A 26,897-nucleotide genomic window follows, 5' to 3' on the forward strand; every position below is an offset into this window, starting at 1 on the left:
CATTGGCCAAAGGTTAATCAGATTAGCTTGTACTTTTTTCATTGTATGATGTGTATTAAAACGCTCAGCTGCTTCCTGAGCATATAGAGATTCATCATATTTTTTATCATCAAAACCAATACAAAATGTATTGACTGCAGTATCGAGATGCTTACTCATCAAACCTACTACTGAACTTGAATCAACACCACCAGAAAGAAATGCACCAAAGGCCACATCAGAACGTAACCGTATACGAACAGCATCATCCAGGATATTATTAAATAACGAAATCCATTCCTCCTCACTTCTCTCCTGAGTCTTTATTGATGACAAGTCCCACCAACAATGATCTTCTACAACCCCCTGTGAAACACGCAAATAATGCCCCGGCATGACATGCTTAATGCCCGAAAATATTGTTAATGGAGGTGGCACATAGTTAAATGCAAAAAACTGGTTCATTGCTTCAACACAAACAGATTTACTATCTGAAACACCAACAATAGATTTTATCTCGGAAGAAAAAATCAAACGTCCTTCTTCATTGGAAAAATACAATGGTTTCTCACCAACTCGATCACGCACCAGATATAATGCCTGCTCATTCACATCATAAATTGCAATAGCAAACATACCATTGAGCAAGGACAAACCTTTTATACCATCTCTTTGATATATCCTTAATATAACCTCTGTATCACAATGTGTTATGCAATGAAAACCATCTTTATTCAGATCCTCTGCCAATTCAACATGATTAAAAATCTCACCATTCTGGACAACAATAATGTTTCTATCTTCCGAATAGAAAGGCTGCTGACCATGCTCAATATCAAGAATAGCCAAACGTTGATTACCTAATGCCACTGCCATCCTCTCATTATGGTAACAACCAGAACCATCAGGGCCACGATAGAGAATAGCATCCCCCATCACTTTTAATCTTTCATCAGAAAGTATGTTTTTATGACTATCAAAATAACCAAAGATCCCACACATATCAAACAGGGTATCCGTAAGAATCTAATTTTAGACCCAGTTTTTTTTGTAAGCGTTGATTAGACTCACGATAATAATCAGACCACTCTTTATATACATCTTCATTTAAAAGGCTGGATCTCCCATCTAAATGACGGAACAATACCGGATCAACCACGCGCTGTAATACAAAACGCACATGCCTGGCACTCACCAACCAGCGAGGTATTAAGGGAGCCAAATTAAAGTGACTATAAACCAGGCGATTAAGAATACGCGCAATGAACAAAGAAGGTGCTGACATACCCACATTCACATGACTCACGCACCTTGCCTCAATTCTTGATAAATTTGACTCTACCCCAACAAAACCTGTTAACTGCCTTAAAAACTCAGCCTTATCCTTTTTCAAGTCTTCGTAGACCAGAACTTTTACACGATCCACTCCAAACAGAGTTTGATAATTATCAACAATTCTGTCATAAAAAAAATGCTCTCTAGCCAATCGAACAGGACTTGGTGATGCAAGATCAAGAAAATCATTAATTGATAAAGATCCTCCCTCATGGATATATTGCCTGTAAATTGATTCCACCATATCCAGCTGATTACGAATAGTAATAATAATAGATGCCTCCGGAAACACATCTTTCAAACGTCTGGATAAAGATTCAGCATTAGCTCCCGCAGTAAATACATCCCCTGCCAGAGACTCCCATGAAATCACATACTTATTATCTTTACCAAGACCTTGCACCGAATTATTAAATTTATCACGCAGATTATCTACATTAAAACTAAAATCATGCTCTTGTACTAACTCATTTAACCATCCATAGCGCTCATCCTGAAAATGCAGGTATGAAACACCATCTAACTCAGGAAAAACACAACGTTGTAACCAGGTTGTGGCAGTCTTTGGGTAGCCAATATGTATATATAATGAGTTATGATTCATAGACATGGTATTTATGCATAAAAGGGATTCAGGTACAAAGACTCATCAAATTTACTATTGATTAACTTCTTTAAACCAGAACTTGTAAGATTACGATCCAAAAAAACTGCTGCTACATCATCAGTAAAATCAGAATTCCTTGTATAACAAATCTCTTTACTCTTATCCTGCTTAACAGGTTTAATAGAAAAAATAGACTGGTCTGCAATCTTTTCCATCAGGGATTGGTGTGCTGCATAAACACCCTTCATCGTAAACTCAAATGGTGACTCATCCTTTAGTGTGGGTATTGCATGATAAAGCATATCACCACTATCAAGCCCGGCTGAAAGAAGATGTATCGTGGAACCCACCAGGTGTGGATCATTATTATTCAGTGCCCAGAAATTACAGGATGAACCACGATAATAGGGAGATACACCCATATGAATATTAATCGCCTTACTCGATACCAGAAAATCAATCAACCAGCCCTTTATATAACTCGAACCAAAGACAATATAAAGATCCGAATCAAGAAAAGGCTTTAGTGTATCCCTACTCAAGTAATTCAAATCACCCATCCTTACAAACAGTGGATGCGCATTATCCGGCAACAAACCGATATCCCCGAATATGCTTCTTTCAGCATCAATAACGTTTGAGAAATAATCCTGCATTACATCCGACTTCCTGAAAAAATCATCCACCTTTCCCGGAAAAACCGTACTCCCTTCAATCACTGCATAACACTCATCTGCCACTGAAGCGAGACTCTTTATCAAACTTAAATGCCTGGCCTGATTACTAGTGAAAATCGTTATTTTCATATAATTCTCTTTAGCAAATTAGCATGATCATCTCTCGGGATTTCAAGCGCTGAACAAATCCGAGGTTCACTCAAACTCGACCTGAAACCAATCCTGATACCCATATCACCCAGAAGATCCAGCGTATCTTTATTATATCGCCCACAGGGATGAGACATTGCCCATAAATCCTGCTGCAAAATTTTAGACAATGCCTGTTTATTGATTTCATATTCACTGTGCTGTCTTTCATAACTTAATTGATCAATAGCCGTTGGGTGGGTATGTGAATGCAAACCAATCACATGCCCTTTATTTTCAAGATCAATCAAATCATCCGCATTCATCCACAGATTCTGACTGGCTTTTTTTATATCATACCCGGCATCACTCATCATCACCCGCATTAACTCATGATATTGTTCAACAGACAATGCATTATCACGCACATAACGAAAACGCCGATCATTCTCTGTATAAAATGAAAATTCTAACAAATAATCATCAGGATAGGATTTTATATAAGATATGTACGCCTGCTCATGCTGCTTATTAAAAACATGAAAAAAAGCTGTGTAGAAACCATCCATGTTGTCAAATTGGACATTCCTGAAATTCCTGTATATCTCCAGCATCTCAGGCTTATCTGTAAACACCGAGGTATAAACAAAGAAGAATGCTGAAAGGGCTCGATCCTGTAATACAGGTAATGCAATATCATACTGACACTTCAGTGAATCATCGAAGGTTAAGCAGGTTTCCTTACCACTAAGCCTGCCTGATAACACTCGCTCTGAAAACTCCTTCGCCCCCAATAATTCAAAGTTATCTTCCAGATAATCCAGTATCCTACTAAATTCATCATAACTGATAGACCCCTGCCCTTCAGCATGCCTGACATTATGAAAATGATGGAACATAATTGCATGCGTCATGACTGCTTAAATACTCCCACCACTAAAAAGACGTTTGACCGTCATCAACATAATCATTATATCGAAGATCACACCCTGCCGATCCACATATTCAAGATCCAGTTGTGTGCGCTGCTCCGGTGTTGCCAGAGATCTCAATCTTGCCTGTGCAAGACCTGTTATTCCAGGGCGAACTGAGTTACGCTTATCCCATTCCTGCTCGCTGTATTCCACCTTCTGCCTCAGAAGATTAGGCCTCGGCCCTACCAGACTCATATCACCTTTTAATACATTAATTAATTGCGGCAGTTCATCAATACTGGTCTTTCTCAAAAAAACACCTGCGCCAGTAATTCTTGGATCATTCTCCTGGGTATTATAAGGACCGCTGCTCTCTGCATCTATTACCATGCTCCTGAATTTATAAATACCAAATTCACGACCATGCAGACCAACTCTTTGCTGCACAAAAAAAATAGGGCCTCGTGAATCAAGCTTGATCCATATCACAGCGAACAGAAAAACCGGCAGCATTATTACCAGCAATAAAATACTGGAGACAATATCAATCAATCGTTTCATTGTCGCCTGGCCTTCACAAAATTATTAATAACACCACTTAGTTGTTCATGTTCTTTTTCCACTCGATCCTGGCTTCTCGATAATAAACCTGCCTCCAGCGCAATCAACTTCCCCAATTCATCCGCCAGTATTTTACTTGCCCTGTCTTTTTCTATTTCTGCATCCACACGATGAAAAGTCCTGGATAATATCACTGAACTCGAACCTAATCTAAGATGCTCACCCAACACCATCTCACCTGGAACAACACCCTCACCCACTCGTGCAATTCCGCCAAAGCCAAAAGGAATCCCTGCCTGTCTGATAATGCCAGCCAACTCATCCATTAAGCCATTGACCAGTGGCTCAAACATAAAATTAAGCCCCATATCCAGATGCAAATCGTTCAGACCAATATATATCTCGCTAAGCCCATCAACCTTTACAATCTCAGCCATTGCCCTGGTTGCTGCATGAGTCTCCACTAACGGGATAATCCCGGCACGACCACCCACCATGTTGGAAAATTCTTTCAGGTCATCGACCTTGTGGAAATAAGGTAGCATCAATAAATCAGCACCCGCTGCAATGGCCGCTTCGACCTCATCGGCTGTTCCTGCATACAGTGGATTTAACCGAACCAGTAACTCAGCCTCTTTTATCGCTGCACGAATAACAGGTACATCATCCATTGTGTGGCTGCTGATCAAGGTATCAAGATGCCCCTGACGTTCATGCTTACCATTGATCTCAAGGTCAACAAAGATGCGTTGCACACCAAAATCTTCAGCCTCATGCGCTAACACAGGGTTATTGGTAATCAACATATATTTCATGCCTTACTCCCCTCTGGTTTGATGAGCGCCCTTATCTCTGCATTACGAAAAACCATTAATATCATAAAACTGAATACAAGTAATGCCGCTATAAACAACCTGAGCCAGGATGAAAGATCAAGCCCACTTATTATATAAACACTGATACCTGTCACCAGCATCAACGGGATAAAAAAGGAAATAAACACGCGCCCTGCTAACATATCTGCCCAACTAAAATCGCTTAACCTGAATGCCATAATATGTCCTGCACAAATCAGGGTATAACTCCCAACCAATGCCCACATAAGTGCTGTCAAGGAATGAGCGATATCCAGTGTCCACACTAATGCAATAAAAAAACCTAAACCCAGGGTATTAATAACCATGGGTATAAAAGGCTGCTGCCTGGCATTAAAACCTGCGGTCAACATACTGGAGACACCCAGCACTGGCAAGGAAAAGAGACCTATACTCAGCAAGCTATTAATATTATTCAAATCGGTTTGCGTCATTACTCCATAACCAAAAACAAAACTGATGTAATCATGGTGAAGCCCTGATAAAAAGATGACTGCAGTAATCGACAGTCCCAGGCTTAACTGCAAACCTATCTTTACCAGACGCATATGCATCTGTCGATCCGACTGATAACTGGAGGCAAGGCGAGGGAACAAAACCGCTGATAAAAATGTCACTGCGATAACCAACGGAAATTCAATCAACTTGCTGGCATAATTAAATACAGCGATCCCGCCATCACCCGAGTAGGATGCCATCGCTCTAGCTGCCACAGGGATCAATAACAAGGTACTCCCCGCAAGCATTGCCTGTCCATAACGTAGCAACAACCCTTTATTGACTCGATAAGGTTGCATTGCAGACAGTGGATTCCATATCACCTTGACCCGAATCAACTGACTCACAAGACGCAATAATCCGCCACCCAGGATAAACCATACCAACAGATCCAGTGAACCGTAACCATAATAGATTGTCAGCAAACCAGCGATAATCACACCATTGATAATCAGTGTACCGACAGCCGGTACTGCAAATTGATTATTGGCCTGGAGATAGGCTGTTGTCATCCCGGCCATAACCGTCAACGGGATTAACCAGATCACACCACTGACCACATCCACTGCCTGCGCAAAACTGAACGATGACAAACCCGGTGCCAGCAAGCCAATCAATTGCGGCATAAACCAGAGCGCCAACACACAGACCAGTGCAAAAAAGACCAGTCCCAACAACATCATCTGATACAACAACTGACGTGCCTGATCGGTTTTTTCAGTGAACACAGGGATCAAGGCCGCACCCATCGCTCCACCCATCAGGATATTCACCAGCACATCAGGAATGGTTAACATCAACACCACCACATCCGCCTCTGCTGTCACACCAAAGGTGGATGCAACGAAGGCCTCTCTGGCAAAACCCGACAGCCTGCCTAACAATATGCCGACATTAAGCACCAGTGAAGAAATAATTAAGGCTCTAAACATTCAAAAAATCTCTACGAATCCGAGGCATGGATGGTAATTAACAGGATGGTAGTAAAAATAATGCTGCCTCTATCTCATAAAGACAAAATAAGCCTTAAACTTTTTTGTAGTGCAATCAGATTATCACCTTTTAATTCACCCATCTTCTTAAAAACCAGTTTTATATTGTAGGCTTGAGAACTAACTATCACTGCAGGGCGTTTTTTAGAATCTTTCTGGTTGGTGAAAGGAAACGGTACCAGAATAATATCACCCCTATTAAAGGTGATCATACACAGAATCATCCGGATTATCCCAAACCTGGGAAAAACTATTTTCAGCCGTTTGGGTAGCAGCCAGGGTTAATCGTCTATCCTGATTACGCTGCTCCAGGAAATCAATGAAATCCTCCACCTCATCAAGCCGTTCTGGTGGAAGTGCTTCCAGCTTATCCATTAACTCACGAATATGATTGGATTGAATCGCCATATACAAATACCTACTAGAAAAAACCATGATTCCTAGTATAGCAAACAACTTCATCTATGATACTTCTGCCTTCTTTAAACGGATAATGCTACAAAGAAATTGCAAAATACGTTACCTTAATATAATCCAAATCAACAAACAGGAGCGAACACATGGAATTCAAGGATTACCTGAAACTACTGGTTCTAAAAGATGGTTCTGACCTCTATCTTAGCTGTGGCGCAGCGCCTAGTGCCAAGTTTCATGGCGCATTGCAGCCCATCGAGAGCGAGGTTCTCACTGCTGAACGCATCAAGGAGATTGCCTATAGCGTTATGAGTGAGGAGCAAATCGCTGAATTTGAGATCAAACCGGAGATGAATCTTGCCATCTCGGAAGCGGGCATTGGTCGCTTCCGCATCAACATCTTCCAGCAACGCAATACTATCGGCATGGTGATCCGTAATATCAAGACCGAGATACCCAACTGGGAGGATCTGGGTCTACCCACCATCCTCACCGATGTGATTATGAGCAAGCGTGGACTGGTACTCTTTGTCGGTGCCACCGGCTCGGGTAAATCCACTTCGCTGGCCTCATTAATTGATTATCGCAATACCAATAGTGCGGGTCACATCATCACCATTGAAGACCCGGTGGAGTTTGTCCATACACACAAAAAATCGATCATCAACCAACGTGAGGTGGGTGTCGATACCGATAGCTACGAGGATGCTCTAAAGAATACTCTGCGCCAGGCACCTGATGTCATTCTGATTGGTGAGATTCGTGATCAGGAGACGATGGAGCACGCCCTCGCCTTTGCTGAAACCGGTCATCTCGCCATTTCCACCCTGCATGCCAATAATGCCAATCAGGCGCTGGATCGTATTATCAATTTCTTCCCGGAAGAACGTCGTCATCAGCTATTAATGGATTTATCACTCAATCTGCGCGCCTTTATCTCGCAACGACTGGTACCCACTATTGATGGTAAACGTGCGGCGGCAATCGAGATTCTGCTGGGCACACCGCTAGTGCAGGATCTGATTCACCGTGGTGATATCCATGAAATCAAGGAAGTCATGCAAAAATCGGAAGAGATCGGTATGCAGACCTTCGATAGCGCATTATATAAATTGATAAAGGCAGGCAAGATCAGCAAGGAAGAGGCCCTGCGTAATTCAGATTCACCCAATAATCTGCGTCTACGCCTGGATCTGGATGAGGGTAAGAGCAAGGATACCGATACCGGGTTGACCTTGATGGATAGTCCAGACGTACCGTAAACCGGGGACAGACCCCAATTAAAAAGGGGCAGACCTTACGGTCTGCCCCTTTTTAATTGGGGTCTGTCCCCAGTTTACTACCGACTACATCATACCGCCCATGCCACCCATACCGCCCATGCCACCCATATCAGGTGCACCACCACCGGCAGCATCACTTGGTGCCTCGGCAATCATGGCTTCGGTGGTTATCATCAGACCCGATACCGATGCTGCATGCTGTAATGCACTACGCGTCACCTTGGTAGGATCCAGAATACCCATGTCGATCATGTCACCATACTCACTTGTGGCCGCGTTGTAACCAAAGTTACCTTCGCCTTCTTCCACTTTCTGTACGATAACAGAGGCTTCATCACCGGCATTGCTGGCAATCTGGCGCATCGGTTCTTCCATGGCACGATAGGCAATCTTGATACCAATATCCTGATCGTGATTATCACCCTTCAGATCCTTGATCACTGAACGGGCACGCACCAGAGCAACACCACCACCGGAAACCACGCCTTCTTCAACGGCTGCACGAGTTGCATGCAGGGCATCTTCAACACGCGCCTTCTTCTCTTTCATCTCAACTTCAGTCGCGGCACCCACCTTGATCACAGCAACACCGCCCGCCAGCTTGGCAACACGCTCCTGTAATTTCTCGATATCGTACTCTGAAGTTGCTTCTTCGATCTGGGCACGAATCTGACCGACACGTTCCTCAATCTCTGAATGCTGACCGGCACCATCAATAATAGTGGTGTTGTCCTTGCTGATCTGAATCTTCTTGGCAGTACCCAGATCGGTTAACTCAACCTTCTCCAGTGACATACCGACTTCTTCAGAGATCACAGTTGCACCTGTTAAAATAGCAATATCCTGTAACATGGCCTTACGACGATCACCAAAACCGGGCGCCTTAACAGCAACCACCTTGACGATACCACGAATATTATTAACCACCAGAGTGGCTAAAGCTTCACCTTCCACATCCTCAGCAATAATAACCAAAGGACGACCCGCCTTGGCAACCGCTTCCAGGGTTGGTAACAGGTCGCGAATATTAGAAACCTTCTTATCATGAATCAGGATAAAAGGGTCTTCCATATCAGCGGACATGCTCTGCTGGTTGTTCACAAAGTAAGGTGATAGATAGCCGCGATCAAACTGCATGCCTTCAACCACATCCAACTCATTATCCAGACCGGAACCCTCTTCAACCGTAATCACGCCTTCCTTACCAACCTTTCCCATGGCATTGGCGATAATCTCACCAATATCGGTATCGGAGTTTGCGGAGATGGTACCCACCTGAGCAATCGCCTTATTATCAGAACAAGGTGTTGACAGGGTCTTCAGGTTTTCAACAACGGCTCTAACCGCCTTATCAATACCACGCTTCAGATCCATCGGGTTCATACCCGCAGCAACGGCCTTCATACCTTCATGGAAGATGGCCTGCGCCAGAACAGTCGCTGTTGTGGTACCGTCACCCGCCACATCAGAAGTCTGGGAAGCAACTTCTTTCACCATCTGTGCGCCCATATTCTCGAACTTATCTTCCAGTTCGATCTCTTTCGCCACCGATACACCATCTTTAGTGACCGTTGGTGCGCCAAATGACTTATCTAAAACCACATTACGCCCTTTAGGACCTAAAGTTACCTTTACTGCATTGGCCAGGATGTTTACCCCTGCAACCATACGTTGTCTTGCGTCATCGCCGAACTTGACTTCTTTTGCCGCCATGATCGTTATCCTCTTCTATTAATCAAAAAATTAAGCTTCAACTATTGCCATGATGTCTTCTTCACGCATAACCAGGACTTCGTCACCGTCGACCTTGATCTTGCTACCGGAATACTGTCCAAAATAGACTTTATCGCCGATTTTGACATCTAATGGGCGCACTTCGCCATTATCCATGACCTTACCATTACCCACAGCAACCACTTCACCTATGCTAGGCTTCTCTGTGGCGGCATCCGGGATCACAATACCACCCGGGGAGGTACGTTCTTCTTCCATACGCTTGATGATCACGCGATCATGTAGTGGACGAATATTCATTGAGAATCTCTCCTTAAACAACTAATTCAATATTTTCTATACGGACGAGGACAATTATTAGCACTCGTCTCTGGTGAGTGCTAATAATAAGGGCGAATTGGTGAGAGTCAAGGGTAGAGCGTGAAATTTATTTCACAAAAAATACAGATTCAATATTAATAACACTAATATCAATAAGTTATAAATTAATCATCTTCCCGATGACATTCCCCTTCAATCACATTGGGATCATCCTTGCGCGGCGGGGTTGTCGGTTGAACCCCTGGGGGATATTGAGAATGCGAGAGAAATCGACGTAACAAAGCGCGTCGAACCAGCGGAAAGAGGAGCAAAAAACCCAGCGTATCGGTCAGGAATCCAGGAACAAGCAGGAGTACCCCACCCAATAATAACACCGGCCCTTCCATCATCTCCAATGCGGGAAGATCCCCCGCCTGCATACTGTTTTGCACACGCTGTAGATTGGATAAACCCTGATACCTCATTAACAAAGCACCCAGCACCGCTGTGAAAACCACAAAGAATATCGTCGTGATGGCTCCTAATGACTGGCCTACCTCGATTAACAGGTAGATCTCCAGTATCGGGATCGCCAGCACACTCACTAATATGACGGGTAATAATCGCATAACCCCGATTATAGTGGAAACTGGGGACAAATTAAAACCGGGGACAGACCCCAATTAATTTTTAAATTTTAATCGGTGAATTAATTGGGGTCTGTCCCCGGTTTCTCTTGTTCTGATACACGGCTTGATTTATCTTTAGTCTATGAGCTTACCTTACTGCATTCTACTTTGTAGCTGTCCGGATCAGGATAGTGCTGAGACTATTGCCAAATGCCTGGTTCAACTCAAGCTGGCTGCCTGCGTTAATATATTGCCCAAAATGCGCTCGATCTATAGCTGGAAGGGAACCATTGAACAAGCAGATGAATATCTGCTCTTAATAAAGACCCGCAGCGAACGATATAAAGCCATCGAAGACACTATTACAACACTACACCCTTATGAACTTCCTGAGGTTATTTCTGTCTCACTTCAGAATGGTCTGACAGAATATCTACAATGGATCGATCACAGTCTGGAATAATATGAAAATTATTTTTTATCTTCTGCTCAGCTTGAGCCTGAACCTGTTTGCACCCACTGCATCCTTAGCCAGTGGGGGGCAAAATAACAATCCCTTTGGTGATCTGGGTAATAGCTTCGGCTTTAGCAGCATGGAGAATGAATTCCTCGACCCGGATGATGCCTTTCGTCTAACGACCCGGATTGAGGATAATAATAGCCTGATTGTCGCTATCAAGGTCGCTGATGACTATTACCTGTACCGTGATAAATTCAAATTCAAACTAATAAGCCCGCCCACAATACAACTGGGTGAGCCCATCTATCCCAAGGGCAAGATCAAGAATGATGAATTCTTTGGTCGAATCGAGACTTACACCGGAACCGTTGAGGTTCGTGTCCCGTTCACCCAAACCAGTCCAGCACAAGAAATTACTGTAGAGATCCAGTACCAGGGCTGTGCCGATGCCGGGATTTGCTATCCCCCCATCACCAAAACCGTACAGCATCCACTGGAGCCTGTTACCACCGCATCGGTCATCACTATCCCGACCGACATGGCGATGAAATCACCGCTGCTATCATCCGAGCAGGACAGCATTGCCCAGCAGATCGGTCAGGATAACCTGTTGATAACTCTGTTGAGCTTCTTTGGTTTTGGGCTATTATTATCCTTTACCCCCTGCGTCTTCCCGATGATCCCGATCCTCTCCAGCATTATTATCGGAGAGGGTGACAAGATGACCACCCGACGCGCCTTTATCCTGTCACTGACCTATGTGCTTTCGATATCCCTCACCTACACCATCCTCGGTGTAATCGCAGGGTTATTCGGTGAAAACCTGCAAGCGGCCTTCCAGAACCCCTGGATTATCGGCTCCTTTTCCTTGATCTTTGTGGCTCTGGCGATGTCCATGTTTGGTTTTTATAACCTGCAACTGCCTGCCAGCCTACAGAGCCGCCTTAATGCGATCAGCAATAACCAACGCGGCGGTTCACTGTTAGGCGTTGCCATCATGGGCTTCCTGTCAGCACTGATTGTTGGCCCCTGTGTCGCAGCCCCCTTAGCCGGTGCACTCATCTATATTGGTCAAACTGGTGATGCGATACTGGGTGGTCTGGCCTTATTCTCCCTCAGCATGGGCATGGGCGCACCCCTGCTCGCTATTGGCACGGGTGCTGGCAAGCTACTACCCAAGGCGGGTGCCTGGATGGACACCATCAAATCAGTATTCGGTGTGCTGTTATTGGCACTGGCACTGTGGATGCTGGAGCGTATCCTACCGGTCAGCATTATGATGCTGTTATCCGCCATCCTGTTAATCATAACCGCCTGTTACATGCGCGCACTGGATAGTCTGGATTCGAGCCAATCCGGTTGGGCAAGATTATGGAAGGGGCTGGGTGTGGTACTCCTGATACAAGGTATTATATTACTCTTTGGTATCGCTGTTGGTGGGCACAGCCTGCTACAACCTCTAAGCGGCGTATTTAACAGCACACAAGGTGTTGCCGGATCAGCTAAAGAAATGGTGATGTTCAAGCGTGTCAAAGATATCGCATCACTGGAGCACGAGGTCAAACTCGCCAATGAACAAGGCAAGGCTGTTATGCTCGACTTTTATGCTGACTGGTGTATTAGCTGCAAGGAGTTGGAGAAATTCACTTTTTCTGATCCCGGCGTACAGGCTCAATTATCCAATATGGTATTGCTACAGGCCGATGTTACCGAGAATGATGCCACTGATAAGGCCTTGTTAAAGAAATATGGGCTCATCGGCCCACCCTCAATCTTGTTCTTTAACCTTCATGGGGATGAACAAAGAGAATATCGCCTGGTTGGGTTCTTGTCTGCCGAACAAATTAGTGAACATTTGGATCGGTTTCAGGGGCAATTGAAGTGATAGAGTTGGTGCGTGGTACGCACCCTACCGGGTAAGATCCCCGCCTTCGCGGGAATGACAGATTGGTGCGTGGTACGCACCCTACCGGGTAGGGTGCGCATTGCGCACCATTACTTCAGTTCATACTTACGGATTAAATCATAAAGGGTAGGTCGGCTAACACCCAATAACTCCGCAGCCGGTGCGATCTTGCCATTCACATGCGACAACGCTCTCATCACTGCCTGGCGTTCGGTATCTTCACGCAAGCCCTTGAGCTCAAAGCTGACACTTGATCCGCCGGGTGAGTCCCCTAGCTCCAGATCGGAGGCAGAAATAATTTTGTGATCAGCCATAATCACTGCGCGCTTGATCCTGTTTTCCAGTTCGCGCACATTACCTGGCCATGGGTATTCTTCCAGCGCAATCAATGCATCCTTACCTAATCTATGCGCCTTACCGCCTTGTTGCTGGCTGAATTTCTCCAGGAAGATACGGGATAGCAGCAATACATCGCCAGTCCGTTCCTTTAGCGGCGGCACACGCACAGAAATCTCACTCAGTCGATAATAAAGATCCTCTCTAAACAACTGATTTTCAATCAAATCCTGAAGGTTTTTATGGGTTGCACAAACCACACGAATATCAACCTGAATAGGCACTCGTCCACCCACACGGTCGATAACCCTTTCCTGCAGGAAGCGTAACAACTTCGCCTGCAATGACATCGGCATATCGCCCACCTCATCCAGGAACAAGGTACCACCCGACGCCATCTCAATCTTACCCGGCGTACTCTTCACGGCACCGGTAAAGGCACCTTTTTCATAACCGAACAGTTCACTTTCCAGCAGGTTTTCAGGAATAGCCGCACAATTAATGGCAACAAAGGGCCCATCACCACGATTACTCAATAGATGCAAAGATCTAGCGAGTAATTCCTTACCCGTACCACTCTCACCCAACACCAGAATAGTCGCATCGGATGGCGCTACCTTCTCAATAGTCCGACAGACCTGTAACATCTCGGGACTACTGGTAATCACACCTTCCAGAGGTGAATCCTGAGGCTGTATGCTCAGTCGATGATTCTCGACCTCCAGCTCATTCAAACGGTAAGAACGATTGACAATAAAGCCCAGAATATCTGAATCAATCGGCTTGTAGAAAAAATCACTGGCACCCAACGCAACCGCACGCATGGCATTCTCACGTTCATTATTACCGGTAACCACCACAACTTTGGTGTGCGGAGCAATCTCCAGTATCTGCTCAAGCGCGAGAAAGCCTTCCGTCGTTCCGCTCGAATCCGGCGGTAAGCCAAGATCCAGGGTAACCACCGCTGGCCCGTGCTTCTTTAATTCTTCCAACCCAGTCTCGCGATCACCCGCGATAATGACCTCACAATCCTCAAAACACCAGCGCAATTGCGCCTGTAAGCCTGGATCATCTTCTATTATTAATAATTTTCTTTTATGATCTGTCATGAACTTGTCTCTAAAAAAGTATCTTCAGACGCTACTTTACGTCATTTTTCTCTTCATCGCTAATCGGAATACGCACGCGGAAGGATGTACCCTCGCCTTCACGGCTAATAACCTCAACTTCGCCACCCATTGCACGCACAAAATCCCGTGTTTCACAAGCACCAACACCCGTGCCCACCTTACCCTTGGTGGTATCAAAAGGTCTAAACAGGCGCTCGGCAATAAATTCCTTACTCATACCGGCACCGGTATCCTGCACCTCAACAACCGCCAGTCCATGCTGCTTGAACAAACGCACGATAATACTACCATCATTATCGGTTGCATCCTGTGCATTACGAATAATATGACCCAATATTGATGATAATCGGCCTGCATTGGCATTCGCACTGATACCGGTTGCCTGGCAATCCAGACTTGGGATAGGTCGTCCTGCCGACATCGTTTCAACCACTTCCTGTAATAATGAACATAACTCCACATTATCTCGTTTATTATCGGCCACCTCACCCGTTCTCAAATGAGCCAATAAGTCATTCATCTTGGTGACTGAGTTGTCCACTGTGCTAATCGCATCCTCCATAAACGCTGGATTATGCTTATGCCTTGCGGCATTACTCACCACCAGTGATAACTGTGCAATTAAATTCTTTAAATCATGCATCACATAGGATGAAAGTCGATTACTCGCCTCAAACTGTTGTGCATCAAATAATGCCTCAGAAGACTCTTGCTGCGCCAGGTGACTCGCCACCTGTTTACCCAAAGTTTTTAGTAGATCACAATCCTCCCAGTTAAAATGCTCGCGCGCGGGGGGATAAGATAAAATCACAAAACCGATCAGGTCATCACCCAAAAACAGTGGATTAATAACCCAGGCATCCTTTATCTCATAAATCCAGTCGGGCAGCGTTAAATCCTGATAACGGTAGGGCTCCCTTCTATATTCGTCCATGTTAATGACCCATTGCTGCTCCTTTAAAAAGCGTGGCAATGAGTTGTCCGGGGCCTCATTGGTGTTATCCGGATAATCCATATTCCAGCTTGCCACTACCTCGTAACACTTGCCGTCCCGTAATGTCCATAGTATACCACCTGGACTATTAATAACCTCACCCATCGCACGTACTACCCGCTTGGGTAATGTTTCATTAACTTCACCCGATGACAGGGTTCCAATAAAACGCAGCCATTCATCACGATAATCATATTTATAATGAAAAAAGTGTTTGTTAATAAAGATTCGTAATCTGGCACGCAGCTGATCTGAAAACATCAATACGACAAGAAGAAGCAGCGCACCAAAAAGGAAAATAATCTGTGCGATAGCTCCCCAATTACCACCATAAATACGGACGTAATAACCACCCGCACCCATTGCCAACAAATAAACACCCGCACCAATCAGCGCCGCCGTATGAAAAACAATACGGCGGGAAATAAATACATCCTGAGTTAATCGGGGATCCATCGCCACCACTAACCCCAAAACGGGAACAACGACAGCATTAACAAAGCCCCGCGCCTTGAGCAACTCGGGATTCAATGATTGAATCATCAAGGCATCGGCATAAAGATAGAAGTCATAGGCAAAAAGGCCGCCTGCACCAATACAGATAAACTTTACCAGCCGTCTTAATTGCGGGTGCACATTACGAAATAGTTGCTCAACAAGAACCAAACCAAACACAGCAAATAACAGGTTACCCGCCAGAATAAAATCAACCCCGTATATAACCAGAACCTTCTGATTAACAATCATCCGATAACTAATCAATGCGATGAGTAGAAGAACGAATGCAGCCGTCAAAAAAACCATCGATCTAAAACGATAGTAAAGTTGATCCTCTTTGGAATATGCCGTAATCAGGAGATGGGCAAGAAATACAATCCAGGTAAAATCACGCAGCAGTTCCAGAATATACGGGATAAACAGGAGCTGCTCGTAACCTCCATAATAATAATAGGCAACCACTGCCATCCAGAGCGAACTAACAATAGTCGCCAATAAAAACAGCTTATTTCTATAACGATCCTTGCGACCGGAAAATAACAAAATCGACAGAATCAGAAACAATAATGATCCTATCGCATAGCCATAAAAGCCTATATTTGTCATTGCTAATCCAGTCCTGAAAAACTACTTCAACATCTTGCGCGCGACTTCACTTCCTTCAAACTTCGGATCCATCTCCAGTGCCTTTGCCAATGAGGCACGCCCCACTGTCTTGTCACCATTTTTATATTGCGCCATACCCAGGTGATAACGGAACAGTGGTAAATGCGGAGCTGCCTCGACGACACGTTCCAGCACATTCACAGCATACTGATAATTTCCTGCATGATAATTAACCCAGCCCAGGGTATCCTGAACAGCTGCTTTACGAACCAGGCGTAAGGGCTCTACCAACTCAACAGCGCGCTGTATATTCTTTTTATTATTCCGATACTCAACCAGCAAGGCAGCAAGATTATTCAAGGCAACAATATTCTTTTTATCAGCCTTGATAATACGCTCATAGACTTTTATTGCCGCAGTGTAATCATGTGAACGCTCGTATACTCCAGCAAGCCCCAGCAATAAACGAGAGTTACCTGGCAGTCTCTGCAGACCCCTCTTATATATCTTCTCAGCCCCCTTTAAGTCACCTTCTGCCATACGCACATTGGCCAACTGAGAATAGCTACTATGATCATTAGGATTAATTTCAATCTGCTTATTAAATTCCTTCTCAGATAAATCATAACGTTTTTGTACCATGTATATCAGACCCAATAAACCGTGGGCGCTACCATGATCAGGACGCACATCCAACAGCGCCTTAATCCGTGCTTCAGCAGCCACGGTTTGCCCCAACCTGAGCTGTAACTGGATTAACTCAGATAATAAATCAGCTGACTCTGGCGCACGCTCCAATGCTTTTTCAAACTCGCTTAACGCCTCTTCCAACTGACCTTTTGCCTTATACAGACGACCCATACGGAAATGTCCTTCCGAACCTTCTGGTGCCACAGTCTGAAGATGACGCAAGACATTTTCCAGCCCCTCTGCATCGGACTTCATTGCCAAAACATTTGATTTCGCAATTAATGCCGCAACATAATCAGGGTTAACCGCTAAAACTTCATTGTATATGGTCAACGCTGCATCAATATCCTTACGCTGCTCATACAGCTTACCTAAACCCATTTTTAAGCGTGCATCATTAGGCAGCGCAGCAATTCCCTGCTTATAGAATTTTTCTGCGCCGTCCATATCGCCACGCATCATACGAGAATAAGCCAATTGTCGATATCCCGCTCCATTTTCCTTATTGGCATCAACTTGCTTAACGAATAACTTTTCAGCCTTATCAAATTTCTTCTGCGCAAGATAAACCATACCGAGTAAGCGAGAAGCTGAGGCATGGTCAGGCTTGTCTTTCAATATAGCATTTAACCTTTCCTCAGCATCCACCTCACGCCCCATAGCAAGCTGGGTAATAATGACCTCATTCAACACTTCTGGTGATGCTGGATTAATCATTAACGCCTGTTCAAACTCATTAAGCGCCGCTTCACTATTACCCTTTTGTTTATAGACCAGACCCATTCTGTAATAGGCCTGCCACTGCTTGGAATCCACCGACTTAATCTTACTAAAAATAGCCTCCAGCGCATCCGCATCCGCCGCCACATCCAGCAGACTGGCCTTCATCATTAATGCCGTCACATTATCCGGATCAAGAGCCAAAACAGCTTCAATATGCTCCTCAGCTTGCTTACCCTCATTGGCACTCAATAATTGATTAGCTAATTGCAGACGTATCTTCACATCCTGAGAATTGGCATCCACACCTCTTCTCAGCGTCTCTAACGCCAGATCAGACTCACCATTTGCCTGATGGGTAGCCGCTAACAACGCCAATATTCTTGATGAATCGGGCATATCCCTTAATAAACTACGATAGGCAGCAATGGCCGTTACATAATCTTTTGTTATAACAGCGTGTTGCGCCTTCAAGAACAAGGCATTATTATCACGCGGATTTTCTTGTAGAATCTCTGCAACCAGTATCCGCGCCTTGCCCAGCTCATTATCCTTGGTATAAATTGAGGCAAGCCTATTTCTCGCCCTCAGACCCATAGGCTCAAGCCCTTCTAACTGAACCAAATTTTTGTAGATTTTGACAGCTTCATTCTGTTGTTCATTCTTGATATAAAGCTTAGCCAGAGAAAAACTCAATTCTTTAAGCTCTGGCTGATCAACAATAAACTGCTTCAACTCTTTAATAGCGACATCCGCACCACGCTTGGATTCCAGGAAATCCGCCAAAACCATATAACGTTCAGCAATTGATTTCTCAGCTGCATCTTCAACAGCCAGTATATCCGTAATCGATTGCCTTAATACCGTCTCTGCTTTGTCATATGCTTCAATTTGATAGTAAAAAGTCACCAGAATAACCCGATATTTATAGACATCCGGTTTCTTTGCCACCATTTCTTTTAATACACGCTCAGCCGCATCTTCATTATTTTGCTTCATGTGTGAGCGCGCCAAACGCAAATGAAGCCCCATATCGTCATCGTCAACAGACTCAATACCCGCTTCAAGCACGCTCACTGATTTTTCCATCTGCCCTTGTTTTTCATACAGCCCTGCTAACGCAGCAACCGCACTATCTTGCGTTGGATCGGTTTTAAGCACCGATTCCAACTGCGTAATGGCACGTTCTGTATCGCCTTCATGCGCCATAATCGCAGCCTCTAATGCCAAGCCTTCTGGATCACCCGGTTTACGCGTTAAAACCTCCTTAACCTCATTACGCACCTTCTCTATGGCATCTGCAGCGGCCTCTTCATTTCCTTTTGCCCGCTCAGCACCTGCCATCATCAAATAAAATTGCGCCAATCGAGCATGAGCACCCGTTATAGATGGATCCATATCAACCGCTTTCAAATAATTACTAAAGGCCTTACGATACGACTTATTTTGCTCACCGATACGACCTAAGTAATAGTATGCCTCCGCTGTTTTAGGATCGATCTGCAGCACGTTCTTGATCTCAATTTGAGCCTTTTCATAATTACCCTGTTCAAAATAAATCTTTCCCTGTTCGAGATATTTTGCCTTGCGCTCCTCTGCACCACCACAGCCAAACAATACCGCTGCAACCAGGCCACTCAATAATACTCGATTAATTTTTTTACTTAACTTCATCTTGTTTCTCCAGAGAAATCCTATCTATTACATCATGTGCTCAGCGCACACAGCGCCTTTACAACAAACCTCTAACCCCGATTACACCCAAACACAACAGGGATGACACCGTAAAAACATTCCAACGACTCGTCATTCTTCGCAAAATAAATTCGCTAGCATAAAACAATACCATCATTTTTATAATATTAGATAATACCTTGTATTCATGCAGGTTTTGTTCCGATACCGCCGCTAATGCAAACACTGCAAACACCAGTAAATAGTCCGTTGGATTGAGCTTAAAACGATCTTCTGATGAAAACCGGATACCTATAATCAATAACACAAACACCACACCATAAAATATATATTCCGTCATTGGCGGGTACAAGCTCAACCCTGGTTGATATATACCGGTTAAATAAACTACGAATGTCCCGGTAACAAATATCATCAGGCGCAAAAATAAAAACCATAAGGTATAGCCAAATACCAAACGCAAAAATAACAAGACTCCTACAATTGCGGCACCAATGCCCAAATCATAAGGAATATCGGTAACAAAAAAAGCAGATACTAAAAATAATATCGACAGCAGGGAAGATATAATTTTCTGCGGCAGGCCATGTATCACAACATTGGATTCCAGCCGATTCAACAGATTCTGTATCCACGACTGAGTACCCGATTCATGCACACGCCAATTCACTCTGGCAGCCCATTCCAGCAGCCCAACAATTAATAAACAGGCAGTTACATAAATAACCAGCAGCAACGCATCTGATTCATAACGCATCAGTAATGCTGTGATAACAAAAGAAACCTGTACCAGATAGATGATAACAACGGATTCTGTCTGATCAAAACCCAGGTTAAGCAATTTATGATGAAAATGGGTCTTATCAGGAGAAAAGGGTGAGCGTCCCTCATAGATACGTCGTGTCATCACCATCAGGGTATCCAGAATCGGCAGACCCAGGAGTAAAATCGGTAATACCGGACTCAGTGCAGTATTCTCCTGCTGTGTGAGTAAAACCGATAGAATGCCCACACTAAAGCCCAAAAACTGGCTACCCGTGTCACCCATAAATATAACGGCTGGATGGGTATTAAAACGAAGAAACCCTATAATAGCGCCAATAACCGCCAATGCCAAAAACAAAACGACATAACCATCTGAAAGATAAGATAATATTGCGACACCCGCCAGACTTAATAGCGTTAACCCTGCCGCCAGGCCATCAAGGCCATCTGCCAGATTAAAGGCATTAGTCACCCCCACCAAAAATATCAATGTAAAAATACACGCGGGGGTATAAAACCAATACTCAGCACTAATAAAGGGCACCCGGCTAAAAACCACATCGCCCAGATAAACGACAATCAGGATAGCTAAAAACTGCCCGATAAACTTAATTCGATAATCCAGATCCGTGCAATCATCCCACATACCAAAAATTGCCAGCACAATAACGCCGGCAAGAAGTGCATAGATTTGCCCTGTCATAGGCATCCATACCAACATCGCAGTAATAACGCCCACGACCATTGCAACACCACCAATTCTTGGAATAGCGATGGCATGAACCTTGCGCTCATCGGGAATATCAATGATGTTCATACGCTCCGCCATCTTCATTAGCGGAGGGATAAGCACCATCGTTACAATCAGTGACGACAGGAAGGAGAAAAATATCAGCATGAATTAAATACTATTCAGGTACATATTCAGGAATTAATGGCGCAATCTTCTTGCTAAAGGCCTCAAGCCTACGGTCGGCAATACTGATATCCTGCCCTTTGCTTAAGCTTGTTGTTAACCGGATCAAGGCACCATCTGAACGATTCATCTTCAACGCATCCCAGAACAGGAACCATTTCATCATATACTCATTAGTAATGATGCGCCCCCGTTGCTGGAACCAGTAATAAACTAATTGCTGTATTTCACCTTTTTTGATCACCAAACGATTCACTCGCAAAGGCACACCACCAATCGTTGCACCTTCAATCAAATGCTGATTATGCTCAGCAATACGCCATCCGCCGCCCGGAATACAGGATTTTGGTGAGTGAATAGAGGCCCCTTTCTTCTGCGAAATATAATAAGCCGAATAAAAATTCACACTGCCGCCATCCGGTGCCCTGTAATCAATAATGGCATAATCCGTCAACTTCAACGTATCAAGATAGATCTGCTCCAGGTAACCTTTACGTCCTGTCCAGCCATCAAAACTACGCGGGAACTCATAAAACACCTTTTCCCGAGTCGGTTCAATCTCAACCCTCTCAGACGATGTTGCCGCCAACACCGAAACCCCCGCCAATAAAGCTAGCGCAATGTATAATTGTAACGGTATCTTACGAACCCTAATCTCGGCACCATCCGGTGTGGGCGCAGGAAAGTCCAGGCCAAATGCCTCTCGTAAGGGTAATTTATCCTTACCAATCATTGCCAGAATCCACATCTCCAGCATCAAGATGGCGATACAGCCCATAAAGACAACCCAGCCTTCAAAATCATGCAGAAAGCCTTCTGCCATTTCCGGCCCCCAATACTCAACCATAACGCCAATAGCACCAATCCTGAAACTGTTCATTAATACAGTAATAGGGATAGTTGATAAAAATATAACAGCCTTTTTCCACCATGCCCCGGTAAAGAAATAGGCCGCCATAAAGCCTAGTGTCATCAAGGGAAACAGATAATTCAAGCCACTACAGGCCTCAACAACCTGTAATTTATAAGCCCCCAGATCAATCACATTGCCTTCAAGGTAAACGCTAATATCCATTGCGCGTATAACAGCCACGCCTATTTGGGAAGATATCAACTGAAGTTCAGAGGAAAGGTTATTTAATACAAATGCCGGCAACGGGATCATGAACAACAAGATCAGCATAGGCACCAGAATGACCGCAAATGCCTTGCGTCCCAATATAGTAAGCACTACACCAAATAAGGCAAACAGAAAGGCATATTGTATCAGGGTATAAATGGCTGCCAGTTCACCAACAAAAAATAGAACCAACCCAAAAGCGACCACACCAACCCCGAACCAGGATGGCTGGAATTCTATTGCCTCTAATTGATCACTTTTTTGCCAGATAAGAAATAAGGTGATAAATGGGATAATAAAACCATGTCCGTATTCTTCCTGGTTTTCCCAGGTTGTTACCATCGATTCCAGACCGTCGTAATAAATCACAACCATCAACAGGCCACTAAGAACTAATAATGCCCAAAATAGTGGTGATTCTCTCCAAACCAACTGACTTTCATTTTTTATTACACTCATACCTTACAAAACCTCTCAATCAATATGTTGGATATACCCACTAACCCAGTTCCTGAATACTCAAATCCACTTGATAACCCCAATCAGGGAGGTAGACACCAAAGCGCTGCCTTAATTCATTTGTTGATAAGCGAGAATTGAGCGGTCTTTTAGCCGGTGTTGGGTATTCTGTTGTTTTAATAGGATTGATATCTTTAACAATAATCTTCCGATCAGACAAAGTGGATCGTGCTGACTGAATAATCCTTTGTGCGAAGCCATGCCATGAGGTTTCACCGGCAGATGCCAGGTGATACAAACCCGACTTAAAACGGCCTTGTTTCAATTCAAAGTACGCACACCTAACAATATAAGACGTCGCATCTGCGACCAGTCTTGCCGAAGTAGGCGCACCTATTTGATCACCCACAATATTCAATTCTTCCCGTTCACCCGCCAATCTTAACATCGACAATAAAAAATTATTACCGCGTGACGCAAAGACCCAGGATGCTCTCAATATTAGATAGTTACAATTAACCGCCTGAATTGCCTCTTCACCCGCCAGCTTACTAAACCCGTAAACATTAACAGGATCAGGCTGATCCGTTTCATTATAAGGGATATCCTTCGAACCACTAAAGACATAATCGGTTGAATAATGAATCAGCAGGGCATTAAGCGCCTGTGCCTCTTCTGCCATAACACCGGGTGCAATGCCGTTAATCTGATGCGCCAGATCCTGTTCCTCTTCCGCCTTATCAACCGCAGTATAGGCTGCTGCGTTGATGATTATATCAGGCTTTATCTCACGAATAACGGAACGTATATTATCAGAATCAGACAAATCCAGATTAGCTCTGCCAACAGCGACAACCCTGCCTGATACTGACATGGAACGCTGTAATTCCCAACCAACCTGACCATCCTTACCGATAACAAGGATCACTGGCACCGTATTTTTATTCACCAAAGAATCTGTCACTCAAAAACCTCAACCGTTTTCAAGCGTCCTCCTGACTGGTCTTTATCAGACAAGGCTGGAGCCTGTTCAACAGGCCACTCAATATTAATATCAGGGTCATTCCATATAATACAACGCTCATGTTCAGGCGCATAATAATCTGTTGTTTTATATAGAAATTCAGCCGTTTCTGTCAACACAACAAAACCATGTGCAAAGCCCGGTGGCACCCAGAACATCTTTTTATTTTCAGCACTCAGATGCTCACCAACCCACTGCCCAAACGTCGGTGAACTGCGTCTAATATCAACGGCGACATCAAAGACCTCACCTTGAACCACCCGCACCAGCTTCCCCTGTGGCTGCTTGATCTGGTAATGCAGACCACGCAATACATTTTTAGTTGAACGAGAATGATTATCCTGCACAAACTGATGACTCAACCCCGTTGCCTGCTGAAATGATTGTGCATTAAAGCTCTCAAAGAAAAACCCACGCTCATCACCATAGACTGCCGGCTCCAGAATCATCACATCAGGTATTTTTGTTTTAATCACATTCATTATCGCGTTCCATCCTCATTAGCACGGCGTAACAAATACTGCCCATATTGATTCTTTTTCAATGGCTGTGCCAATTTAATTAGATCCTCTTTCTTGATATAGCCCCTTTCATAAGCAATCTCTTCAATACATGCCACCTTCAAACCCTGACGATTCTCAATGGTTTGAATGAAATTCGATGCCTCAAGCAGACTTTCATGGGTGCCGGTATCCAGCCAGGCATAACCTCGCCCCATCAATTTCACCTTCAGATTGCCCTGATCCAGAAATATCTGATTGACGGTTGTAATCTCCAATTCACCCCGAGCAGAGGGCTTAATTGTTTTGGCAATCTTGCAGACACTATTAGGATAAAAATACAGCCCCACAACCGCGTAATTACTCCTGGGCTTTTCAGGCTTTTCCTCAAGACTTAAGACATTACCTTCGGCATCAAATTCGGCGACACCATAACGCTCTGGATCTTTAACATAATAACCAAATACCGTTGCCTTGCCTTCCTCTTTCACACTAGCAACAGAGCTTGCCAGCATTCCGGTAAAGCCATAGCCATAAAAGATGTTATCGCCCAATACCAGGCAAACATCATCATCGCCAATAAATTCTTCACCAATAATGAAGGCCTGTGCCAGACCATCAGGTGATGGCTGTTCCTTGTAAGAAAACCTCATACCAATGCGGCTACCATCTCCAAGCAATGCCTTGAATTGCGGCAGGTCTGTTGGTGTTGATATGATTAAAACCTCGGTTATACCCGCCAGCATCAATACAGATAATGGATAATAAATCATAGGTTTATCATAAATCGGCATTAGCTGTTTACTGACACCCTGCGTAATCGGGTATAAACGTGTACCTGAACCACCAGCCAGAATGATCCCTTTCATTATTCTGCATCTCCCGTACCCAATCTTTCACGTTGATAACTACCATCCTGCACCCGTCGACACCACTCACTATTGTCCAGATACCATTGAATGGTTTTTTCAATCCCGCTTTCAAAGGTCTCATCCGGTGTCCAGCCCAGGTCTTTCGCAATCTTGTCGGCATCGATAGCATAACGCACATCATGGCCGGGGCGATCCGCCACATAGGTAATCAGTTCTTCATGCGGGATATAGGGTGAATCAGGCACCATCCTGTCCAGCAAGGCACATATTGTCTTCACCACATCCAGATTGGTTTTCTCGTTATGCCCACCAATATTATAGGTTTCACTATTCTTACCCTGCTCCAGCACCAGACGCAGTGCCCTGGCATGGTCATCGACATGCAACCAGTCACGAATCTGCTCACCCGTACCATAAATAGGCAAGGGTTTACCCTCCAGCGCATTTAATGTTACCAGGGGAATCAGTTTTTCAGGGAATTGGTAGCCGCCATAATTATTGGAACAATTAGTGATCACAATAGGGAAGCCATAGGTGCGGTGCCATGCCCGCACCAGGTGATCGGATGACGCCTTGCTGGCAGAATAGGGGGAGCTTGGATCATAGGAGGTTTCTTCGGTGAAGAAACCAGTCGCATCCAGATCGCCATAGACCTCATCCGTTGAGACATGATGGAAGCGGAAGGCCTCTTTTCTGGAGCCTTCCAGGGCATCCCAGTATTTTTTGGCTACATCCAGAAGATTATAGGTACCGACAATATTGGTCAGGATAAAATCAGCCGGCCCATCAATTGATCGATCCACATGGGATTCAGCCGCCAGGTGCATGATGGCATCAGGCTGATATTCATTAAATACCCGCTCAAGCGCATCAATATCCCGGATATCCACCTGCTCAAAATGATATCTTGAATTATCAGACACGCCCGATAAGGATTCCAGATTACCCGCATAGGTCAAGGCATCCAGATTGATGATTTCATGATCGGTTTCATTTATATATTGGCGTATTACTGCAGAGCCGATAAAACCCGCACCGCCTGTCACGATTACTTTCAAAACACTTCCTTTTTTGATTCACACCATATGATTACTCATCACCCAAAATGTGAGTCTAGTATGTTTAATTAATGCTATTCAACCAACTAAAACCCATATATTACTAAACATATACTACAACGCAACAATTAACTCAACGACTATGGACTGAAAGTCCATAGGTTGCTTCAAGAAGGACTAAAAGTCCTTCCTCCCTATTCAAGTATAATATTCCCCGTATC

At 44.4% G+C, this 26,897-nt stretch carries 24 protein-coding genes; 3 read left to right on the forward strand and 21 right to left on the reverse strand.

The genetic code is table 11. The features are described from left to right. The 9 genes from asnB to GXP22_07380 all read right to left on the reverse strand — a co-directional run. A partial coding sequence (gene asnB / locus GXP22_07340) for an asparagine synthase (glutamine-hydrolyzing) (GenBank protein NOX09281.1) occupies window positions 1–981 on the reverse strand: 981 nt, incomplete at its 3' end. A gap of 1 nt (window position 982) precedes the next feature. Then, window positions 983–1,924, reverse strand: coding sequence for a sulfotransferase (locus GXP22_07345; protein NOX09282.1), 942 nt, complete (start codon window positions 1,922–1,924; stop codon window positions 983–985). 5 nt (window positions 1,925–1,929) lie between these two features. Continuing rightward, window positions 1,930–2,727: a methionyl-tRNA formyltransferase gene (locus tag GXP22_07350; GenBank protein ID NOX09283.1), complete on the reverse strand. Its 798-nt coding sequence runs from the start codon at window positions 2,725–2,727 to the stop codon at window positions 1,930–1,932. Further along, window positions 2,724–3,641 (reverse strand): polysaccharide deacetylase family protein, encoded by a 918-nt coding sequence (locus GXP22_07355; GenBank protein ID NOX09284.1) that lies wholly within the window; start codon window positions 3,639–3,641, stop codon window positions 2,724–2,726. Before GXP22_07355 ends, GXP22_07350 begins: the two co-directional genes overlap by 4 nt. A gap of 6 nt (window positions 3,642–3,647) precedes the next feature. After that, on the reverse strand, window positions 3,648–4,202 hold the full coding sequence (locus GXP22_07360; GenBank protein ID NOX09285.1) for a sugar transferase: 555 nt from the start codon (window positions 4,200–4,202) through the stop codon (window positions 3,648–3,650). After that, window positions 4,199–5,017, reverse strand: coding sequence for an aldolase (locus GXP22_07365; GenBank protein NOX09286.1), 819 nt, complete (start codon window positions 5,015–5,017; stop codon window positions 4,199–4,201). The genes GXP22_07360 and GXP22_07365 overlap by 4 nt, the downstream gene beginning before the upstream one ends. After that, the gene (locus tag GXP22_07370) at window positions 5,014–6,507 is read right to left on the reverse strand and encodes a hypothetical protein (GenBank protein ID NOX09287.1); all 1,494 of its coding nucleotides are present in this window, start codon (window positions 6,505–6,507) and stop codon (window positions 5,014–5,016) included. The genes GXP22_07365 and GXP22_07370 overlap by 4 nt, the downstream gene beginning before the upstream one ends. 74 nt (window positions 6,508–6,581) lie before the next feature. Next, complete coding sequence (locus tag GXP22_07375; protein ID NOX09288.1) at window positions 6,582–6,779, reverse strand: type II toxin-antitoxin system PemK/MazF family toxin; 198 nt, start codon at window positions 6,777–6,779, stop codon at window positions 6,582–6,584. Further along, window positions 6,766–6,975, reverse strand: coding sequence for a DUF2281 domain-containing protein (locus GXP22_07380; GenBank protein NOX09289.1), 210 nt, complete (start codon window positions 6,973–6,975; stop codon window positions 6,766–6,768). Before GXP22_07380 ends, GXP22_07375 begins: the two co-directional genes overlap by 14 nt. 152 nt (window positions 6,976–7,127) lie before the next feature. Between GXP22_07380 and GXP22_07385 the strand changes: the two genes are divergently transcribed. After that, entirely contained in the window at window positions 7,128–8,243 is a 1,116-nt protein-coding gene (locus tag GXP22_07385; GenBank protein NOX09290.1) for a PilT/PilU family type 4a pilus ATPase, read from the forward strand. Between the two features lie 84 nt (window positions 8,244–8,327). Here the strand turns inward: GXP22_07385 and groL are convergent, their stop codons facing one another. The 3 genes from groL to GXP22_07400 all read right to left on the reverse strand — a co-directional run bounded on the left by groL (window position 8,328) and on the right by GXP22_07400 (window position 10,927). Continuing rightward, on the reverse strand, window positions 8,328–9,977 hold the full coding sequence (groL, locus tag GXP22_07390) for a chaperonin GroEL (protein NOX09291.1): 1,650 nt from the start codon (window positions 9,975–9,977) through the stop codon (window positions 8,328–8,330). Window positions 9,978–10,007: 30 nt separating this feature from the next. Then, window positions 10,008–10,298 carry a co-chaperone GroES gene (locus tag GXP22_07395; protein ID NOX09292.1) on the reverse strand — a complete coding sequence of 97 codons (291 nt, stop codon included), beginning with the start codon at window positions 10,296–10,298 and terminating at the stop codon, window positions 10,008–10,010. Between the two features lie 185 nt (window positions 10,299–10,483). Then, the gene (locus GXP22_07400) at window positions 10,484–10,927 is read right to left on the reverse strand and encodes an FxsA family protein (protein NOX09293.1); all 444 of its coding nucleotides are present in this window, start codon (window positions 10,925–10,927) and stop codon (window positions 10,484–10,486) included. Between the two features lie 142 nt (window positions 10,928–11,069). Here GXP22_07400 and GXP22_07405 point away from each other — a divergent pair, with 142 nt between their 5' ends. Both GXP22_07405 and GXP22_07410 read left to right on the forward strand, forming a co-directional pair. After that, window positions 11,070–11,390, forward strand: coding sequence for a divalent-cation tolerance protein CutA (locus tag GXP22_07405; protein NOX09294.1), 321 nt, complete (start codon window positions 11,070–11,072; stop codon window positions 11,388–11,390). A gap of 1 nt (window position 11,391) precedes the next feature. After that, on the forward strand, window positions 11,392–13,272 hold the full coding sequence (locus tag GXP22_07410) for a protein-disulfide reductase DsbD (GenBank protein NOX09295.1): 1,881 nt from the start codon (window positions 11,392–11,394) through the stop codon (window positions 13,270–13,272). 110 nt (window positions 13,273–13,382) lie between these two features. On the opposite strand, the gene prsR is transcribed toward GXP22_07410, so the two are convergent. From prsR to rfbB, 9 genes are read right to left on the reverse strand one after another with little or no spacing between them, the layout of a single operon-like run. Beyond that, the gene (prsR, locus tag GXP22_07415; GenBank protein ID NOX09296.1) at window positions 13,383–14,738 is read right to left on the reverse strand and encodes a PEP-CTERM-box response regulator transcription factor; all 1,356 of its coding nucleotides are present in this window, start codon (window positions 14,736–14,738) and stop codon (window positions 13,383–13,385) included. A 31-nt stretch (window positions 14,739–14,769) separates the two neighbouring features. Further along, window positions 14,770–16,857 (reverse strand): PEP-CTERM system histidine kinase PrsK, encoded by a 2,088-nt coding sequence (gene prsK / locus GXP22_07420; GenBank protein NOX09297.1) that lies wholly within the window; start codon window positions 16,855–16,857, stop codon window positions 14,770–14,772. A 21-nt stretch (window positions 16,858–16,878) separates the two neighbouring features. Then, a complete protein-coding gene (locus GXP22_07425; protein NOX09298.1) occupies window positions 16,879–19,941 on the reverse strand; it encodes a tetratricopeptide repeat protein in 3,063 nt (1,020 codons plus the stop codon). Window positions 19,942–19,999: 58 nt separating this feature from the next. Beyond that, entirely contained in the window at window positions 20,000–21,625 is a 1,626-nt protein-coding gene (locus GXP22_07430; protein ID NOX09299.1) for an undecaprenyl/decaprenyl-phosphate alpha-N-acetylglucosaminyl 1-phosphate transferase, read from the reverse strand. Window positions 21,626–21,635: 10 nt separating this feature from the next. Beyond that, window positions 21,636–23,222, reverse strand: a complete 1,587-nt coding sequence (gene xrtD, locus GXP22_07435) for a VPLPA-CTERM-specific exosortase XrtD (protein ID NOX09300.1) — start codon at window positions 23,220–23,222, stop codon at window positions 21,636–21,638. Between the two features lie 40 nt (window positions 23,223–23,262). Continuing rightward, window positions 23,263–24,174: a dTDP-4-dehydrorhamnose reductase gene (gene rfbD, locus GXP22_07440; GenBank protein NOX09301.1), complete on the reverse strand. Its 912-nt coding sequence runs from the start codon at window positions 24,172–24,174 to the stop codon at window positions 23,263–23,265. 8 nt (window positions 24,175–24,182) lie between these two features. After that, window positions 24,183–24,728, reverse strand: coding sequence for a dTDP-4-dehydrorhamnose 3,5-epimerase (rfbC, locus tag GXP22_07445; GenBank protein NOX09302.1), 546 nt, complete (start codon window positions 24,726–24,728; stop codon window positions 24,183–24,185). Next, window positions 24,728–25,615 (reverse strand): glucose-1-phosphate thymidylyltransferase RfbA, encoded by an 888-nt coding sequence (gene rfbA / locus GXP22_07450; protein NOX09303.1) that lies wholly within the window; start codon window positions 25,613–25,615, stop codon window positions 24,728–24,730. The genes rfbC and rfbA overlap by 1 nt, the downstream gene beginning before the upstream one ends. Next, the gene (rfbB, locus tag GXP22_07455; GenBank protein NOX09304.1) at window positions 25,615–26,676 is read right to left on the reverse strand and encodes a dTDP-glucose 4,6-dehydratase; all 1,062 of its coding nucleotides are present in this window, start codon (window positions 26,674–26,676) and stop codon (window positions 25,615–25,617) included. Before rfbB ends, rfbA begins: the two co-directional genes overlap by 1 nt. Window positions 26,677–26,897 lie beyond the last annotated feature (221 nt).

This window comes from Gammaproteobacteria bacterium (genome assembly GCA_013151035.1).
Classification (GTDB): domain Bacteria; phylum Pseudomonadota; class Gammaproteobacteria; order JAADJB01; family JAADJB01; genus JAADJB01.